The 18,110-nt window shown below is 53.4% G+C and carries 12 protein-coding genes; 4 read left to right on the forward strand and 8 right to left on the reverse strand.

All coding sequences use genetic code 11. The features are described from left to right. Window positions 1–74: 74 nt before the first annotated feature. The 4 genes from ACOQPM_RS10420 to ACOQPM_RS10435 form a co-directional block, all read right to left on the reverse strand. The gene (locus ACOQPM_RS10420) at window positions 75–275 is read right to left on the reverse strand and encodes a hypothetical protein (RefSeq protein ID WP_420629197.1); all 201 of its coding nucleotides are present in this window, start codon (window positions 273–275) and stop codon (window positions 75–77) included. 59 nt (window positions 276–334) lie between these two features. Further along, entirely contained in the window at window positions 335–1,057 is a 723-nt protein-coding gene (locus ACOQPM_RS10425) for a hypothetical protein (RefSeq protein WP_420629198.1), read from the reverse strand. A gap of 6 nt (window positions 1,058–1,063) precedes the next feature. Continuing rightward, window positions 1,064–2,380, reverse strand: coding sequence for a hypothetical protein (locus ACOQPM_RS10430; protein WP_420629199.1), 1,317 nt, complete (start codon window positions 2,378–2,380; stop codon window positions 1,064–1,066). 261 nt (window positions 2,381–2,641) lie between these two features. Further along, on the reverse strand, window positions 2,642–3,079 hold the full coding sequence (locus ACOQPM_RS10435) for a single-stranded DNA-binding protein (RefSeq protein ID WP_420629200.1): 438 nt from the start codon (window positions 3,077–3,079) through the stop codon (window positions 2,642–2,644). Between the two features lie 239 nt (window positions 3,080–3,318). Between ACOQPM_RS10435 and ACOQPM_RS10440 the strand changes: the two genes are divergently transcribed. Further along, window positions 3,319–5,817 (forward strand): transglycosylase domain-containing protein, encoded by a 2,499-nt coding sequence (locus tag ACOQPM_RS10440; protein WP_420629201.1) that lies wholly within the window; start codon window positions 3,319–3,321, stop codon window positions 5,815–5,817. An 8-nt stretch (window positions 5,818–5,825) separates the two neighbouring features. On the opposite strand, the gene ACOQPM_RS10445 is transcribed toward ACOQPM_RS10440, so the two are convergent. Continuing rightward, complete coding sequence (locus tag ACOQPM_RS10445) at window positions 5,826–6,872, reverse strand: M20/M25/M40 family metallo-hydrolase (RefSeq protein ID WP_420629202.1); 1,047 nt, start codon at window positions 6,870–6,872, stop codon at window positions 5,826–5,828. Between the two features lie 255 nt (window positions 6,873–7,127). Between ACOQPM_RS10445 and ACOQPM_RS10450 the strand changes: the two genes are divergently transcribed. Beyond that, window positions 7,128–8,315, forward strand: a complete 1,188-nt coding sequence (locus ACOQPM_RS10450; RefSeq protein WP_420629203.1) for a PIG-L family deacetylase — start codon at window positions 7,128–7,130, stop codon at window positions 8,313–8,315. Between the two features lie 36 nt (window positions 8,316–8,351). Continuing rightward, window positions 8,352–9,875, forward strand: a complete 1,524-nt coding sequence (locus tag ACOQPM_RS10455; protein ID WP_420629204.1) for an aminotransferase class V-fold PLP-dependent enzyme — start codon at window positions 8,352–8,354, stop codon at window positions 9,873–9,875. A 163-nt stretch (window positions 9,876–10,038) separates the two neighbouring features. Here the strand turns inward: ACOQPM_RS10455 and ACOQPM_RS10460 are convergent, their stop codons facing one another. The 3 genes from ACOQPM_RS10460 to ACOQPM_RS10470 form a co-directional block, all read right to left on the reverse strand. Next, window positions 10,039–11,739 (reverse strand): S8 family peptidase, encoded by a 1,701-nt coding sequence (locus ACOQPM_RS10460; protein WP_420629205.1) that lies wholly within the window; start codon window positions 11,737–11,739, stop codon window positions 10,039–10,041. A 319-nt stretch (window positions 11,740–12,058) separates the two neighbouring features. Beyond that, window positions 12,059–14,965: a VWA domain-containing protein gene (locus ACOQPM_RS10465; protein WP_420629206.1), complete on the reverse strand. Its 2,907-nt coding sequence runs from the start codon at window positions 14,963–14,965 to the stop codon at window positions 12,059–12,061. Window positions 14,966–15,142: 177 nt separating this feature from the next. Further along, window positions 15,143–17,326: a GAF domain-containing sensor histidine kinase gene (locus tag ACOQPM_RS10470; RefSeq protein ID WP_420629207.1), complete on the reverse strand. Its 2,184-nt coding sequence runs from the start codon at window positions 17,324–17,326 to the stop codon at window positions 15,143–15,145. 291 nt (window positions 17,327–17,617) lie between these two features. Between ACOQPM_RS10470 and ACOQPM_RS10475 the strand changes: the two genes are divergently transcribed. Further along, complete coding sequence (locus ACOQPM_RS10475; protein ID WP_420629208.1) at window positions 17,618–18,106, forward strand: cytochrome b/b6 domain-containing protein; 489 nt, start codon at window positions 17,618–17,620, stop codon at window positions 18,104–18,106. Window positions 18,107–18,110 lie beyond the last annotated feature (4 nt).

The raw sequence follows: 18,110 nt of genomic DNA on the forward strand, positions 1-18,110 counted from the left end.
TGTAGCTGGTCTGATCGAGCCAAGCGTGGCTCACATTATAGTCGGCTGGGGAGATGGGACAAAGGAAAGAATGATTAGCGAGCCGGCCGTTTGCTAGGCTCTGTGGGCGACTGATTGAGGAAGTTCAGCAAGGCATCAAATTCTGTAAACGTGTGTTTTTGTCCGGTGGCGACGTGAATGAGTGTGATGCGCGTTTGCGGCACACCAAAGTCATTCACCTGCCACAGCCGCAGCAAGTACGACTGGTATCGGGTTTGCTCAGTTTCATTTTTCATGTGCCACCTGTGTTGCTCCCAGACTACAAAAGTCTCAAAGACTTTTGTAGTCTGTCACATTATGCGTAATGAATGAACAGCAAAATCCAGCTCACGATGACCCAGGCACCGGGCAGTAGTGGCACCAACGCCGCTCGCAAAGCCAGAACCGGTTCGCCTCGCCCGGCATAGACAAAGCTGAAAATGAGGGCAGGCAGCACAACAACGGCGTAAACCAACATGCTGATGTAGGTCATTGGCTGTTCTTCGGGGGCAATGCTGAGCATGAGTAAGCCAAAGCTAAAGAGCCAAACGAGGCCAAGAATAAAGTAAATGACGGTAGCGATGATGGGGGTAAGGTAGCGACGAAAGCCGGATTGTTCTGCGGTTTGATTTGCTGTGGTCATGAGATTCTCCTGATGATTTTCTTGTAATACTTGTGTGTTGTTTTGTGAGGCAATCATATTCATCTGCCGTGATGAAATCGTTATGCCGGATGTGTGGGTGGTGCAGCCTGTGAGCAGAACGGCCGTTACCAACAGTAACCCCAGCCGAGGCCAATTTACCAACTTCTTGCCGCCCCAGAAGCCCACTATTGGCAGCAAAATCATGATGGCAAAGCCAAACCAGCTAATTTCATAAGCTACACCGAGCCGGAAAGGATTGAACAGTTGCACAGTGGAAGCAAATGTATGGCGATAAACCGGGTCTGGCACAACGGCATACGCTTGCACCGGGATAATTGGCAAAATGAGCGCAATCAGCAGCACAAATAGCCTGATAAGAAATCTTTTTAAGCGCATAGCAATTTACTCCGTGAACCGCCACAGCCCAGTTTCATCGTCCACGGTGACGACAAACCAGAAACGGCCGTCCGCATCCACCGCTGTATTTGTCCAGGCTGTACTAAAATTTTCGAGTGCGAGTACCAATTCATCACCCACAATTTGATAAGTATTTCCCGCCAAAAACACCCAATCGTTCCCATCCCCATCGGCGACGTTGGTGACGGGGCCAAACTCAATCTCGTCATCTGCCAGCAGTGTCCATTGGCCGTCATCCAGACGAAAGTAATCTTCCTGAATGTGGCAGTGCCCTTGAATGCACTCAGAGAAGTTGGCTAACGGCCGCCCCTGGGCATCAAAATCCAGGCTGGTGAGCAAACCGTATGCGCCTTCCGGTTCATCATGGCGTATCCATTCCCCGCTCTGGCTGGATTGGTAGAGTGTATTTTCAGAAAGTAGCCAAATGTTGCCGTCATCGCGGGCAGCAATCGCCCAGATGCAGGGAGAGGTATCGTTGATGGTGGTCGGTTGCCATGCGCCATCGCGCAAAATGGACAACCCGCCGCCGCTGGGGTTGCCGGTTAGGAAGTTGCATTGGCCAATCCAGATTTCGTTGGTAGGCTGAATGTAAGCCACGGCGAGAGTTGTGTCCCAGTCTGACGCATCGCCGTCGGGCAGGGTGAGGTTTACAGATTCGATGGTGTGTGTTTGCCAACGGCCGTCTACCAACTGCCGAATCGTTGTCCGTGCCGAAAGCCAAATGCTGCCTTGATCATCTTCAACGATGGGCTGTTGGTAAACCGAGGTTGTTACTTCCCAACCTGCCTCTGTGCCAAAGGCTTGCCAGGTATTACCATCCCAAGCGGCAATTTCTGCGCCATCTTCGCTTAAAACCCAAACGCGATCCTGGCTATCAAACCCGATGAAACGGCCGTTGTATTCTGGAAGATAAACAGCCCACTCGTTGTCATCAAAGCGCAGCACCTCGTTGGTACTGGCAAAGAAGAGATCGCCCGTGGGGCTGCTGTGCAGCTTTTGCCAGCTACCCGTGATAAGTTCGTCCATTAGGGCAACTTCGGTAAAGGGGCCAAGCTGGCGCGGGCTGGGGGTTGCCGTTGGCATTGGCGTGTTTGTAGGATGTGATGTTGCAGATGGTAGTTGTGTGGGATTTGTGCTGAGTGAAGTAACGGCCGTTGCCGTCGGGGTGCTGGCTTGTGTGGAAACGGCCGTGGCAGGGTCAGTAGGTTCCGGCTCCGGCGTGGCTTCCGGGCGGCAAGCTGCCAAAGCCAGCAGGATAAGCAGCAGTAAGCAAAACTGTTTTGGGTTGGCTGAATAATTCATGATTTGCTCCGAATTTGTGATTGATGAGCAAACCATACAATTGCACCGTTATGAATTCGTCATAACAAAAAGGCTCAACTATGAAATGTGACAGTCACTTCATTGGTGATTAAAAAATAAAACGGGAAATGGTAGGGGCGCATCCCCGTGTGCGCCCAAATTGGGGCAGACACGGGGGTCTGCCCCTACCGAAAACAAAAAAGGGCATGTCCGCTAATTACGAACATGCCCCAAGTTCTGTAAATAAGTAATCGCTGTTGGCTAGAATGGAATGTCGTCTTCTTCCTGGGCCGGTGCGCCGCTCTCGTAGCTCTCGCCGCCACCGCTGTAGCTGCCGCCACCCGTATCATCCCGGCCACCTAAAAAGCGAACCGAATCGGCGCGAATTTCAAAGGAGGCGCGGACTGTGCCATCTTGTCCAGTCCACAGACGCGGGCCACCTGTGTTGCGGTCTGGGGTGATTTGCCCTTCTACCAAAACTTTGCGCCCTTTGCTGAGGTACTCATTGGTTGTTTCTGCTTGCCGCCCCCAAACGCTCACCCGGAACCAGGTGGTTTCGTCAACAGGTTGGCCGGTAGAACGGTCTGTCCAACGCCGATTCGTTGCCACGCTAAAGCTGGTGACGGCCGTTCCATCTGGCATATACCGCATTTCAGGGTCACTCCCCAGATTTCCAACCACAATTATCTTTTGATACATGAAACACTCTCCTTAAAATGATTACAATTTTGGCACGTTTTTGCCTATAAAGAAACGAGAAGTTGGTAAATAGTATCACGTTTTAGACAAATGAAAAACATAGATTTGTGTGCCAATGCGCCCTTAAAATAACAACACTATTTTAGCACAATTGTTCTAATAAATCAATTTTTCCTCCGGTAAATCGTGCCATTTTTGCTCACTTGACCAAATGACAAATACGCTTACCATATATTGTTATGACAAATAACGGCGGGTATAAGCTGGAATATCTGGAAAAATACCAGAAGCGCTCCCCCAAACAGTCTGGCAACAAAAATAAGGGGGACAAAAACAAGCGCGGCTGTCTGGCGCGGGCATTTATTTTGCTGGTGCAGCTTGGCTTGTTGGGGCTGCTGCTGGGCATTCTGGCCTTTGTCGGTGCCTATATTTATTTCAGCAACGAGCTGTCTGATTCCATTGATCAGGTAGTTGCGTATCGCGGCACAGGGGTGGGTGGCACACCTCGCTTTTTTGATCGCAATGGTGAGCTGCTATTTGAACTGACGACCACTGAAAAGCGGCTCTGGCTGTCGTACCCAGAGATCCCCCAATCGGTGATTGATGCAACGGTGGCAGTGGAAGATGATACATTTTGGACCAACTACGGCATGGACCCGGCTGCTATCGGCGCTGCGTTGCTGAACAATTATCGGAACCAGGACGGCCGTCCTGTAGGAGCCAGCACCATTACCCAGCAGCTCGTCCGCCATATCGCCTTCACTTACGAAGAGCGTATCAGCGTCAGCTACGAACGCAAGCTGCGCGAAATTTTCCTTGCCTTTATCATGACCCAGCAGCGCAGCAAAGAAGCCATCATCCAGATGTACCTCAACGAAATTTACTATGGCAATCTGGCCTACGGCATCGAAGCGGCCGCCCAAACCTACTTTGGTAAAGCGGCGCAGGAGCTTAATTTGGCCGAATCTGCCTTTTTGGCCGGACTGCCTCAGTCGCCCCTGGATTGGGATCCGTACACCAATTTTGAAGCCGCCAAAGCGCGGCAAGAGTTCATCCTGGATTTGATGGTGGAGGATGGCGTCATTACCGAACTGGATGGCGAAGTGGGCAAGCAAACCCCGCTGCATATTCAGCCGCGCATTACTGCCAACGAGGCGGCGCAGGACGTGACGCTGGAAGCTGCTCACTTTGTCCTTTACGTGCAAAATGAGCTGGAGCGGCTTTACGGGCCTGATGCGATTGCTCTGGGTGGCTGGCAGATTACCACCAGCCTGGATTTGAATATGCACCAAATGGCAGAAACGGCCGCACGTGACTGGATTGCCTCTCGAACGGCCGTTCACGATGTCAGCAACGCCTCAGTGGTCATTCTCAAACCGGGTACGGGCGAAATTTTAGCAATGGTGGGCAGTCTGGATTATTTTGACGACTCCATTGACGGGCAGGTAAATGTAGCGCTCAGCCCGCGCCAGCCCGGTAGCAGCATCAAGCCCATCACCTACGCCACCGCCTTGCAGCGCGGCTGGTCTACCGCCGATGTGCTGTGGGACGTGCCCATCGAGCTAGATTTGGGCGGCGGTGAAAAAATGGTGCCCACCAATTACGATGGCTACTATCGTGGCCCTGTGTTGTTCAGGGACGCGTTGGCCAACAGCTACAACATTCCGCCCGTCCAGCTTTTGCGGGATGTGGGCGTGCCCAACTTTGTCGCCACAGCACGCAACATGGGCATCGAATCCCTGCGCGAGCCACCTGGCTTTTATGGTTTGGCGCTCACGCTGGGCGGCGGCGAAGTGCCGCTCATCGAGATGACCCACGCTTACGCTACGCTCGCCAACCAAGGGCAACGGCCGCGCCTCACTTCCATCCTCAAAATTACAGACAGCCGGGGCAACGTCATTTTTGACGCGCAGCAAAATCAGCTACCCGCCGTCAACGCCATTGATCCCAAAATTGCCTACATCATCACCGATATTTTGGATGATGACCAATCGCGGGTGGCGGCAATGGGCTTTAACAATGCGCTTGAATTACCCTTCCCGGCGGCGGCCAAAACGGGCACCACCAATGATTTCCGCGACAATTGGACGCTTGGGTACACTCCCGGCGTGGTGGTGGGGGTGTGGACGGGCAATTCAGACGGCCGTCCCATGATCGATTCCTCTGGCTTACGTGGCGCAGCCCCTCTGTGGAACACAATCATGCAATCCATTTATGCTGATCCGGATATGGTACAAAGTTTGTGGGTAAACGGCCGTCCGCCAGCCAACGGGTTCATCCAACCACAAGGGATTGAGCTGCGCCCAGTTTGCTATCCCTCTGGCACCGGGGGCAGCAGCTGTACCGCCGGCCGGAATGATTGGTTCATTGTGGGTGCGCCTGTGCATGGTAATGCTCGCATTAGCTACAACCCCAACATGGGCGAATATTTGGGCGCGTGGACGCTCTCCACCATGCCCTTGCCTTCCGAAGAAGCCCAGCGCATTTTGGATGCCCAGCCGGAACTGAGCAACGGCAGTAAAATCCCCCGCCCCACCGAATGCGTTATTAACACAACCAGCCCCCCAGAAAACGCCACCGTGCGGCTCTACCTACCTGTCCCTCCGTTTTACCCGGATGAAGTGAAGGCAAGACAGTGGGCGCAGGCGACCGGGTTCCGCATGGCACCTCCCTCAGTTTGCCCGCTTAGCGTCTTGCGCGGGTCGCCTACCAGCACCCCAAACAGTGATGGTGAATAATTCGGGGATTATCCTTCAAAATCCTTTACAAATTGCACCAGCGTGTTGAGCATGTTGTCAAACACAGAAAGCCGCGCGACTTCGTAGCCGTGGCTGTTGGCGCGTACTTGTCCCATGCAGGCAATCCGCTGTGCGCCGCCTGCGTAGTAAACCAGGCTGGCATCGCTGGCAGCACTTTGGTAGACAACAGGCTGTAGCTCTGTGCCTGCGTCCAGCACAGCTTGGCAAAATGCTTGCAGCAGCGGCTGGTCGTAATGGGCCAACCGATCCTTGCTCCAAATGGCGGGACGGCCGTCCAAAACCAAATCACTCTCTGGCGGCATCGGCGCACCGTCCACGCTCACAAAAATCTCTGGCTGCTCGCGCAAAGCAAGTGATTTGGCACCATGCCCACCCACTTCCTCACTGACGGTAAAGGCGATGATGGTGGGATGATACGGCCGTATCCCCTCCACCTTCATCCGCTCCAACAGTCGCAAAAGCGCCACCACGCCCATCCGGTCGTCAAACGTCCACGCCGCCACCAGCGGGTCAGCGGGGTCGCCAAACAGCACCGGGCCGCGCCGCTCGCGGGTGGGCACGCCTGTGGAACCGGGGCGCACCCCGGCTACTTTGAGTTGATCCGCTGAGAGCCCTGTTAGCACCCGCACATCATTCCAGGTAACGGCCGTCTTCGCTGCATTGGCCGTGTGGGTAGACCCCATGGACAGCACACCAATGATGGTTTCCACATCGCCCAAAATCTCTACCGGGCCTTCGCCCAGCTTCCAGGGGTGCAGCCCGCCGCTGTTGCTCACTTGCAGGCTGCCGTCTAGGTTGATTTTGGTCACGACCATGCCGATTTCGTCCATGTGGGCGGCGACCATGATGAGGGGGGCTTGTGGGGAATGGCCGTCCAACCGCACAATCACATTTCCCATGCCATCCTGCTCATGAGCGATGCCCCAACCCGTCAATTTCTGACGCACAACCGCTGCCAGTGCCGCCTCACGCCCGCTGGGTGCAGCCACTAAAAGATCGGAAAATAGCTGAAGTGTTGAATTAAGATTTGTCATGACAAGAATTGTATCAGCTCTTTTTGGGGAGTGACTAATCTTGTATAGGTGACAGTCACTTTTTGTTTTGCCCGGATATTGTCAAGGCTGAAGTGACTGCCACCTCGAACTTAGTCATTCTCTCTTTTTTGGTTGCCCTGCCGTTTGCGTTCCCAACCGGTATAATATTCGTTACGACTCGCCTAGCCGATCTTAACTTGAACACATCCAGTAGTTCCACATAGTGTTTAAGTCCTTTAAAGAAAGGAGAAATAGATGGATAAGCAGAATCAAATTGATGAGGAACGGCCGTTTCCCCGCCTGCTAGGTGTCTTTGCCCATCCAGATGACGAAACTTTTTGCATTGGCGGCACATTTGCACGCTACATCAAAGAGGGGGCGGAGGCAATGGTCGTCAGCTTTACGCGTGGCGAAGCGGGTCAGATTCGTGATGCCCAAGCTGCAACCCGGCGAACGCTAGGTCAAGTCCGCGCCAACGAATTACAGGATGCCTGCGCTGCTTTAGGCGTACAGCATGTCCTTTGCTATGATTACGGCGATGGCAAGTTAAAAGACGTTTCTCAAGATGACTTAATTGAGCCAATCGTTAAGCTAATTCGGGAATTTCAGCCAGATGTTGTTTTCACTTTTGATGCGTTTGGCGCCTACGGCCATCCAGATCACATCGCCATCAGTGCTGCTACAACCAAAGCGTGCCAATTAGCTGGCTTTAGCGAACAATTTTCTGAACATCTCCAAAAGGGGCTTGTGCCATTCGCGCCGCCACGTTTATTTCATGCTTGTTTTCCCCAAAGTGGACTCTTGCTGCTAGACCTGATTGTGCAGTGGCTGCAAAACTTGGACACTCGTTTTCGCGGCAGCGAGGATTTTATGCACGGTCTTATGCTTTTTGCCGACGAATCAACAATGCTTGGCTACGCGAGTGATCATATAAAAGTGGAATGGTATCCGTCAGATTTTTATATTATTGAACAAGGTGAACCAGCGACAGCACTTTATTTGCTGTTATCGGGTAGCGTCAACGTTTTGCGTGAAGATGAAAATGGCAACCTCATGTTGCTGGCAACCTTGGGGCCAGGCTCTTTTATAGGTGATACCGGCATAGCGTACGGACAGCCGCGCAACGCGCACATTGTAGCAGTCAGAAATGCAACCTGCCTGGTCTTCTCCCCCGGCAAGCCCACCAATTTTGCGGGTCGTGGCGAGGAGGCGCAATTTGCAGCCGAGGAGACGGATTCGAATGAGACACAGCAAATGGCAACTATGTGCATAGATGTTTCGGATTTTATTGAACAGAAAATGATGGCTCTAACCAAACATCGTACCCAATATCCTGTTGAACCAGATATTTTCCCACCAGATTTTTTGAAAGCGTTAATGGGACGCGAATACTTTGTTCAGATCGAGCAATCTCGCGGTCTGGAAACAACACTGTTCCCTTAAACGATGGGATGTAAACTGAGCCATGAAGGAGTAAGCATGTCTACAAATGCCACAACAAGCCAGCAGTCTGCTTCTGAATATACGGCCGTCCAGAAGGCGGCTATGTATGAACAATTTTTGAAAAACTACCCAGAGTATGGCAACACAATGTTGCTAGATGAATGGCGACGGACGGAATACGGCCGTCTCGACACCACCAACCAAATCTACCTGGACTACACCGGGGGCGGCCTTTACGCAGAAAGCCAGCTCGACGCCCACATGGCCATCCTCAAAACGCAAGTGCTGGGCAACCCCCACTCCGCCAACCCCACCTCGCTGGCCATGACAGATATGGTGGAAGGCACTCGCAGCTATATTCTCAACTACTTTAATGCCAATCCCAATGAATACATTGCTGTCTTCACCATGAATGCCAGCAATGCTCTCAAGCTGGTGGGCGAGGCGTACCCGTTTACCCCTGGTAGCCACTACTTGCTCACCTACGACAACCACAACTCCGTCAACGGCATTCGCGAATTTGCCCGCAACAAAGGGGCTGAATTCAGCTATGTTCCCCTAACCACGCCTAGTTTACGCATAGATGAAGCTGCCCTGAATGAACTGCTAGCGGCCGGCGATCCGGCACAGCACAACCTGTTCGCCTTTCCGGCGCAATCCAACTTTTCTGGTGTGAAGCATCCGCTGGAGTTAGTGGAGCTTGTGCAAAAGCGAGGGTGGGACGTTTGCCTGGATGCGGCCGCTTTTGTACCCACCGGCCAACTTGATCTCAGCCAAGTGAAGCCAGAATTTGTTACCATGTCGTTTTACAAAATGTTTGGTTACCCTACTGGGCTGGGGGCGCTGCTCATCCGCAAATCGGTATTGGACAAGCTGCGCCGCCCCTGGTTTGCGGGCGGCACGGTGAACTTTGCCAGCGTGCAGGCGCAGGGGCATTATTTAGCCCCTAACGAAGCCGCTTTTGAAGATGGCACGGTGAATTATCTCAATATTCCGGCCATCAAAATTGGGTTAGCCCATTTGCAAGAAGTAGGGATGGAAACGATTGGTGAACGGGTTCGGTGTCTTACGGGTTGGTTAATTGATGAGCTGATGGGGTTGGTGCATGAAAACGGCCGTCCCATGATACGACTCTACGGCCCGACCAACACAGACATGCGGGGCGGTACAGTAACGCTGAACTTTTATGATCCAGACGGCCGTTTGCTAGACTACCGCCGCATTGAAGAGCTAGCCAACGAACAGGGCATCTCCCTGCGAACTGGCTGCTTTTGCAACCCCGGCGCTGGCGAAATTGCAGAAGGGCTCACCCGTGAGGACATGCTCGCTGGCCTCGCCGAATCGGAAGATATGACCCTGCCCCGCTTCATGCAGCTCATCCAGCATCGCGGCAACAAAAGTGCCGGGGCTATTCGTATTTCGGTTGGGCTGGCCACCAACTTTGCCGATGTGTACCGCTTTATGCAGTTTGCTGCCAGCTTCCGCAATAAAACCAACCTCAATATCGGCAAGGCAACATTCGACATTGCCTCCTGCCGCGTCATCCGCGATGGTAGCTAGGAGCGGTAATCCGTATTCAGTTTTCAGTAGTCGGTGGGAGTGACTCGTTCCACGCTCTGCGTGGAATGAAGGGTAGGACGCTCCGGCGGTCCGGTACAAAAAGGCGACTACTAATTTAGCAGCCGCCTCACAATAGTTATTCAAATTTGGGTAGATTCAGGTGCTATTCTTCAAAGCTGGTTAAACCAACCCAGGAGTAGCCACCCACCCAGGAGTAACCACCGACCCAGCTATAACCGCCAACCCAAGAGTAGCCACCTACCCAACTGTAACCGCCAACCCAAGAGTAACCACTTTGCCAGACATCTTCCTGCGTCCATTCATCCCAATCGGTGTTGCCAACCCAGGAGTAGCCGCCGACCCAGCTATAGCCACCTACCCAAGAGTAACCGCCGACCCAACTGTAGCCGCCAACCCAGGAGTAACCACCGACCCAAGAGTAGCCGCCAACCCAGGAGTAACCACCGACCCAAGAGTAGCCTTCGGCATCGGCCAGCGGCTCGCCATTTTCATCCACCAGAATAAATTCACCATCCCGGTAGACAACGGGGCCAACGTATGGCTCGCCAGAAATCATGCCCGCATTGGCTTCTCCCTCGGCTGGGTTCAGCACGGCTGTAGGTGCCCAAACGCGTCCCGCCCCCTGCTGGAAGATGCTCCAGGCCAATGTGCCGTCTTCATAAGCGGCTGGCTGCGCCGAGGCCATGAGTGCATACTTAATCTGGTTGGGAGTCATGTCCGGATTTTCTTGAATCATGAGCGCGACGAGACCGGTGGTAACGGCCGTTGCCGATGACGTCCCCGCAATTTCATAATAATTGCCCGTTACGCGCAAATCCTGGTTCTCTTGCGCCCAGGCAGAGTGGGCGGGAGCGTAGGTGAGCATGTGTGCGCCAGGAGCCACAACATCCGGTTTTACAAAGCCAACTTCCGTGGGGCCAGCACCGCTGAACGGGGCAATGTAATCATCGCTGGGATCATCAGGCGTGTAGTTATCGGTAAATGCACCGACGGTAATAACAAAGGGATCGTTGCCAGGGGCAGCGATTGTCATTGCGTCTGGCCCTACATTGCCAGCGGCGGCTACCACCACAATGCCTGCATCCCAAAGCATTTCCACAGCCTGGTTAACGGGGTCTGCCCAATATGGGCTGCTAATGCTTCCCAACAAGGATAGATTCACCACGCGGATGTTGTATTCATCCTTGTTTTCCAGAATCCAGTTTAGCCCCTCAATGATGTCTGTGTAAGTGCCTTTGCCTTCAGCGTCCAGAGCGCGAACGTCAATGAATTTTACGCGGGGCGCAATGCCAATAAATCCGTCTACATCGCGGGTGCTATTACCAATGAGGCTCGCCATCATGGTGCCGTGCCCGTGAGGGTCTAGTCTCCATGTACCGTTATCGAGTGCATCATAGCGAGCAACGACCCGGCGAGCGGCCCAGAGGCTGTTGGCGATGCCGGTGTCTACAATGGCAACCCCAATTTGCTGCCCTTTGATGCGTTCGGCCCATACCTCATCAACGCCCATAACTTCAGGGAAGGTAGCATCAACTTGATTGATATGTCTTGCGGCAGTCGTGCCAGCAACATTGGCTTCTTCATCCTGATGAATGGCCACGGTACGGCCGTCGGCTGCGATGGCGTTGAGTGCGTGTTCCGGTACGGTGGCAGAGACGGCATTGATGATGGCTAACTGTTCGTTAAGCTCGCCTCCGTATGCTTCTACAATGGCAACGGCCGTATCCACATCGCCTGCCTGAACCAACACAGAAACACGTTCCGTGCCGCCGGATACAAAGGGTACAGCCAGCAACGCAGTCAATAAGAGTAGCAAAGCTGCAAGTGAGAATTTATACTTCATTGAATTAACTCCCCATATGCACAAAGCATTTTTTGTTTTGGCTCAACTCTTGAAAAAGAGATGCTATGTGCGTTCTGCTTGTTTATCGTGCCTTTTGGCACTTGCTATCTTTTGAAAAATAATTCGCGCAAAGTATGCGTGAACGAGACGTGAAACTCAATAGGAAAATAGGCAGGTATGCCCGCAAATCGTTACCAATTTACCGTCAAGATTCCAGGATTAACTGTCTGGCGGCTTCTAATGTTTCATCTACGGCCGTTTCCGGGTCATTCAGGGCAATAATTTGTGGCGTGAAGCCAACCAAGCCACTGGAGTATTGTTATGATTCTTGGTCTTGTTGCTGCTTTTTTTGCAACAAGCGAGCGGCCAGGGTGCCGCTTGCTGTCGGTTTTTGCGGTTTTTTTGCAGGTGGGGCTGGCTTGTTGGGGGACGGCCGTTCCCCTTCCTCCCGCTCTTTCTGCTGCACTATCACCGTCGGTTTGGCTTCTTTTACGGGTGGGGAGGCTGGAGAGGCGCTTTTTTCCGCACGCTGTTTTGCTTCAAACAGGCGGGACACTTGCTCTGTGCGTGGGGCGGGGGCAACGGTTGCGGGCCGCAAACGGCCAAACGTGGCTGCCCAAGCTCGTTCCCAATCGCGCCGGGTGATGACCAAGCGGCGCACCGCAATGTCTACCGGCAGCAGCAGCACCGCCAGCAGCGTGAGCCAGGTCCAGATGGGGCGGGTGGTTGCTTCTGAGGGGAGGGTGTGGTCGAAGACGGCTGTTTCCAACCCCGCCAAATCCTGCCCCCCTGTTAACGTCGCGACGTTTTCCAAAAGCTGGGGATTCGTTTCAAATTCGCGGTATTCCGGGGAGTAGCCCAGCACCCAGCCGCTGGTTTGCCTCACCACGTTCTCTTCTGTGCCGTCAGAACCAGCCACGCGGATGAAGTAGGCGCCGTCTGTTTCCGGGGCAAACTCCGCTTCGTAGCGGCCAGGTGCTACCTGCGCCAGCGTCACGTTCTGGACGGATCCGTCGGGCGCAACCACGTTGGCTTCCATGGTTAAATTGTTGAGGAAGTTACCGTTGCTGCCGCGCGCATCCACCGTCAGCGTGGCTTGCTCATCGGTATAGGTGATGACGGTTTCCACGTTGCTGTCTCGGTCTTGCGAGATAGTCCAGCGCACCGTTTGCGCCCAAAATGCGGGGAAGCCGTCCCACTGCACCCAGTCACGGCCCCAGCGGCCGGTGGCGTCAGAAGTCCAGGCGATGGCGCGGCCCAAACCATACTGCCACGCCGCCAGCACCGGGTCACCCTGCTCTGAGTTCAAAATGACCTGGGCGGTATCTTTGGGGCTGGTGCCAACGTAGCCGTAGAGGGGTGGAACGGCCGTAATCCCCGCCAAAATCGGGCTGTTGCTCACCAAACTGGGGAAGAATCGTTCTTCGATTAGGTAAGTCCGCTGGATGGAGGTAGTTTCCTGCGTAAAGATTTGGGGCAAATTGGCGGCTTGATCGGTGAAATGGAAACGGCCGTTGCCCCACTGTGCCACCTGTTGCAACCAGGGTACGTCTGGGCCGTTGCCGATGGAAACGGCCGTGACCGTCACCCCTTCCTCTACCAGCGAGGCAATGAGCGGCTCAACCCCCTCTTTTTGCTCCGAATCGGCGCCATCCGCCAGCAAAATAATGTGCTTCACCTGGTTTGGGCTATCTGCCAAAGCATCAGCCGCTGCTTCCAAACCCGTCCGCACGTAAATACCCCCCCCTCCTGCGCCAATCTGCCGGATTAAATTGATAGCTTCTTCTCGCTCACTCGCCGGCAGCGGCCCGATTGGGTTGTCTGGTCGCGTATCTACCGGGAAGACGGCAATCTCGTCAAAATCATTCAGCAGCTCCACTACGCGCACTGCCCCTTCCGCAGCCAATTGGATCTTGGTCACGCTGCCTTCTTGCGCCCCCATGCTGCCAGAGCGGTCAATCACAATCACAATACTCACTGAGGGAAACCGATCCTGATCCTTGATTTGCATCTCGACAGGCAGCGTCTCTTCCAGCGGCGTGCGGAAGTAGCCACCCATGCCGTAGCTTTGCGGCCCGCCCACCGCAACCAGTCCGCCGCCCAGGTCGCGCACATAGCTTTGCAGCACGTCCATCTTGCGCGGCGACAAATTTTTAGCGTTCACGTTTACCAAAATGATGCTGGCATAATTGCTTAACTCTGCCAGGCTGGCGGGGAGATCCGCGGGCGTGGTGCGATCTACTGTCAGCCCAGTTGCCTCCAGGGCTAACAGTAGTTGGGGCGATTCATCTGGCTGTGGCGTACCATCGTCGGCGACGGTGCCGTCGTTGGCTACCAGCAGCACGCGCGGCGGGCCGGTAATCTCGGTGTAGGCAGCCAGCTCGTTATTTTGAAAGAAGGTGTCGTTGCTTGGGGTAAGCTGGACGCGATACCGGGCAAATTCTTGCTCCAAAGCCCGTAGCCGGACGGCAAAATTATTGGCACCGCGCCGTAGCTGCACTGCTTCCTCGTAAACGACGCTGCCGCCAGACAGCACGCGCAGGGTGGCGGGCATGTCGGCGCTGCTCTCGGCGGTGATGTCCAGCCGGAATGTTTCCCCTTGGCTAATGCGGGTGGGGGCGCTGACGCTGGTGAGCAACGCTTCAGCGGCGGTGGCTTCCCGCCCTAGCAGCACATAGCTGATTTCCACGCCGCTGTTAGCTGCTAGCCGGGCGGCTTCATTGGCGTCGCCAACGGTGGCCGTGCCGTCACTCAAAATGACTAGGCGGCGAGCCGAGCCAGCCGGGAACAGGGCCATCCCCAGCCGGATCGCTTCGGCGATGTCGGTTTGCAGGGCTTGTGGCACGGAGCTAACGGGGGCGAGTTCGGCCAGCCCGCTCATGGGGCGTTCTACCAATGCGTTGGCTCCAAAGAGGATAACGGCCGCTTGGTCATTTGGCGTCATGCTTTCTAGCGAGGTGCGGATGTAGGATTCGGCCGTTTCGGCCTGGGCAGGGCTAATTGAATCTGAGGCATCAACAAGGAAGACCACTGCCAGCTCATCGGCAGCGCGAACTAGCTGCGTACCCGCCAGGCTGAGGATGAGCAGCATCATGATCAAAATGCGTAGCGCGAGACTGACCCAATCGCGCCAGCGCCGCCCCACAGCACGGCGGGGCTGCCCCAACCAGAAAAAGTAGGGAATAGTGAGGAGCAGCAAAAGGGCGAGTGGCGTGGTGAAGTTCACAGTTCAGTAATTCGGTAAACGGTAATTAGTAATTGGTTGAGGGCATTATAGGGGATGTTGTGGGTTTGGGGAATTCTTTTTGACGGTTGTCTAATGTGCGATTGTTCAACGCGAAGGTGCCAGCCGCCAGGTGGATGAACATTTATTCTCTGTTTTCTCTTGGTTCTCTGTGGCTTTTTAATCTTCGAAGTGGAGGGGGAGGTAGATGGTAAAGACGGAGCCTGCGCCGTATTTGCTTTGAGCATCTACGCGACCACCGTGAGCCGAAACGATAAATTTTGTTAATGCAAGCCCCATGCCAGCGGAACGGCCGTTGCCATTTGCCTTCAACTTTGCCAGGCCAGACCAAATCTCTTCTAATCTTTCCGGGGGAATGCCCACGCCTGTGTCCACCACACGCAGAAACAGATCGCTGCCTACCAGACCACATTCCACCTGCACGACGCCGCCAATCTTGTTGAACTTGATGGCGTTGTGCAGCACATGCTGGACTGCTTCTGATAGCTGGTCTTCGTCACCGAGTACGGTGGTATGCGAAGTGGTGGTTGTAAATTCTACAACGACGCGCCGTGCCTCAGCCATAGCGCGCAGGTTGCGGACAACCTGTTGGGCAATTTCATCTAGCTGCACCACTTGAAAGTTAAACGCATTTCGCATCTGGATACGGCTAGAGATGTTGATGAGCTTTTCGATGGGCAGCTTAATTTCGCTTATTTGCTGGTCAATTTGGCTAGCCAGCTTCATTGTGGTGGCATCCTCTTTGGTTTGTAGCTGTTGGACTTCGCGGGTGAGGGTGTTAAACGGCCGTCTCAACTCCGGCGAGATCAAGTCTACAAACTGAGAATAAAGGGCTACCAATTCTTGCAAATGCTGCTTGTCGCGGGTAAGCGTCTGGTTTTTTTGGAAGACATACTCATTAATTTGGCGCAGGCTGGTAATGTTTTGCGCCTGAGCCAACAGCGGGCTAATTTGTCGGGCCATCTTATCTAGCAGGTCGTAATCCGGCTGGTCGTAAGTGCCGCCAGACGTTTTTAAACCCAGCGCCAAGACCCCAATGAGACTGTCGCCTGCATGAAGCGGTTTGTACAGAACACGCCCCCAGCTTTCCAGCAGCATTCGTTCTGCTTCTGGCATATCGGCAAATTTTTCCAGCGTGTCAATGTCGTACTGCACCAGCGGCACATGGTTTTGGCGTAAAAATTGGTTTACAGGGCTGCTTTTGCTTAAGGGTAAAGGCTGGAGCGTGCGATTGTCCAGAGTGGCTAACGGCCGTAAAACCAGCCTGCCCGCAGGCCCATCATCTGTTGTAAACAGCCATGCCTCATCTGTTGCCAGATTAGCCTGCACCAGCCGCAAAAAAAGCTGCCCCAACTGTACCGGCTCTGGCAAATTGCCAACAGCATTGCTGAACTCCTCAGTCACAGCTTCCCGGCCTAGCGTGCCGGGCAAAAAAATACGGCGAGAGAGTCCTGTAATAAAACGACTGACAAGCGTGAACAGCCCCACGAATAGAGCTGCTGCCACCAACAACAGCAGAATTTCGCCGTTTTGGGGCGTGTTTTCAGGTAGATTGCGAACCGCACGTACCAACAGGGTTATGGCTCCCCAGGTAAGGCCAAACACAATGAGCCCGCTCACTATCCGGCTAAGAAGCTGCCGCAGCGAAAGCTGTAAATCGGGCAGGGTGGTGCTGGCCAGGCTGATGGTGCCAGTGAGGGCAGCCAACATCATCACCAAAACGCCTGCTTGCTGCCAGCCTGTTTGCCCTAATTGCTGCACCGAGCCCAGACTGCTGCCGATGGCTAGCAGGAGTACTACCACCAGCCAATATTGCACCTGGTTCCGAAACAGTGAGGGCGGCAGATTGCTGTTGAGCTTTTGCGTCAGCATCCAGGTGGCAACAGCAGGAAGTACCCAGCTAGTAATCCAAACAGAAGCCCAAATATCAAATTGTCGGATAGATTGGCCAAGCAAGATGAAGTCAGGAAAGGCGTTGGGCCAAATGTTGGGGTCCAGGGGGATGGATAGACCCCAAAGCAGCAGGCTGAGCGCGAGCCCAATTCGGCCGAAGCCACGTGGGGTTGGCAGGAAGGTGAAGGTAGTGTAGAGAAGCAGAACTGCCGTTAAGCTCAGCGCATAATTGCCCACTACCCCCCAACTGTAGATCAGATCTACAGAAAAGTTGTTGCCGCCAAAAAAGCGAATAACGCTGCTGGCCCACACCGCTGCCGACAATAATGTAAGCGACCAACGCAGGAATAACGGCCGTCTTTTTAGACGCGCTCGCCATAGGTAAACGATCATGCCGATAAAGCTCAGGGGCAATGTCAAAAGGATTAAAAATTGCTGCGTCAGCGTCATACGATCAGGTCAAATCCTTGCAGTGGTTTGCTACAGTTTGCGCCATTATACCAACTTTTCATCTTACAAAATTTGGGAAATTGGGATAAATCCAGGGAAATCCATCCTATAACCCAACATATCCCAAATACCCATTTGGGATAAATTTGGGATAACAAACCAACCCGTCGCCAAAACAGATTTAAGCTGCATTTAACCCAATTTAAGTTCTTGTTTAATCACACATATCCCAAATTCAATATGATCAGAACCATAAATTTTGTAACGATTGATAAACAAGGATTGAAAAAAATGAGTACAGTGGCAGTCAAAAAGAAAAGAAAGACAAGCCCCGCCAAGCGCAATCTAATTTGGGATATTGTCATTAGTTTAGGATTTCTAGCTGTATTTAGTCAGGAAATTACCGGAGAAACCCTGCATGAATGGTTGGCTTTAGCCCTGTTTGCCGGGCTAATTACCCATCTTGTTTTGCATTGGAAGTGGGTTGTAAATGTTACCAAACGAATATTCAATGCAAAACTCAATCGTAAAACCCGGATGAGCTATGCTGTCGTTTTAGGGTTAACGATTTCCTTCATTTTTATGGGTGTTTCCGGGTTGCTCATTTCTGAATCAGTAATGCCGACTTTAGGGTTTCAAGTTGGCAATGAAGCGTTTGAAGACCTGCATGAAGCAGCCAGCAACGCAACGCTAATTATGGTTGGAGTTCATCTGTTGCAACATTGGAAATGGATTGTGACAAATAGCAGAAAGTATATTTGGGGACGCTTCATCAAGTGATTGA

This window comes from Candidatus Leptofilum sp., from assembly GCF_965223525.1.
Taxonomy (GTDB): domain Bacteria; phylum Chloroflexota; class Anaerolineae; order Promineifilales; family Promineifilaceae; genus Leptofilum.

Excerpts from the sequence above, each read along its gene's own strand:
- ACOQPM_RS10450 (WP_420629203.1), top strand. The coding sequence starts at position 7,128 with ATGGATAAGCAGAATCAAATTGATGAGGAACGGCCGTTTCCCCGCCTG.
- ACOQPM_RS10470 (WP_420629207.1), bottom strand. The coding sequence starts at position 17,326 with ATGACGCTGACGCAGCAATTTTTAATCCTTTTGACATTGCCCCTGAGC.
- ACOQPM_RS10435 (WP_420629200.1), bottom strand. The coding sequence starts at position 3,079 with ATGTATCAAAAGATAATTGTGGTTGGAAATCTGGGGAGTGACCCTGAA.
- ACOQPM_RS10455 (WP_420629204.1), top strand. The coding sequence starts at position 8,352 with ATGTCTACAAATGCCACAACAAGCCAGCAGTCTGCTTCTGAATATACG.
- ACOQPM_RS10430 (WP_420629199.1), bottom strand. The coding sequence starts at position 2,380 with ATGAATTATTCAGCCAACCCAAAACAGTTTTGCTTACTGCTGCTTATC.
- ACOQPM_RS10445 (WP_420629202.1), bottom strand. The coding sequence starts at position 6,872 with ATGACAAATCTTAATTCAACACTTCAGCTATTTTCCGATCTTTTAGTG.
- ACOQPM_RS10425 (WP_420629198.1), bottom strand. The coding sequence starts at position 1,057 with ATGCGCTTAAAAAGATTTCTTATCAGGCTATTTGTGCTGCTGATTGCG.
- ACOQPM_RS10440 (WP_420629201.1), top strand. The coding sequence starts at position 3,319 with ATGACAAATAACGGCGGGTATAAGCTGGAATATCTGGAAAAATACCAG.
- ACOQPM_RS10475 (WP_420629208.1), top strand. The coding sequence starts at position 17,618 with ATGAGTACAGTGGCAGTCAAAAAGAAAAGAAAGACAAGCCCCGCCAAG.
- ACOQPM_RS10420 (WP_420629197.1), bottom strand. The coding sequence starts at position 275 with ATGAAAAATGAAACTGAGCAAACCCGATACCAGTCGTACTTGCTGCGG.
- ACOQPM_RS10460 (WP_420629205.1), bottom strand. The coding sequence starts at position 11,739 with ATGAAGTATAAATTCTCACTTGCAGCTTTGCTACTCTTATTGACTGCG.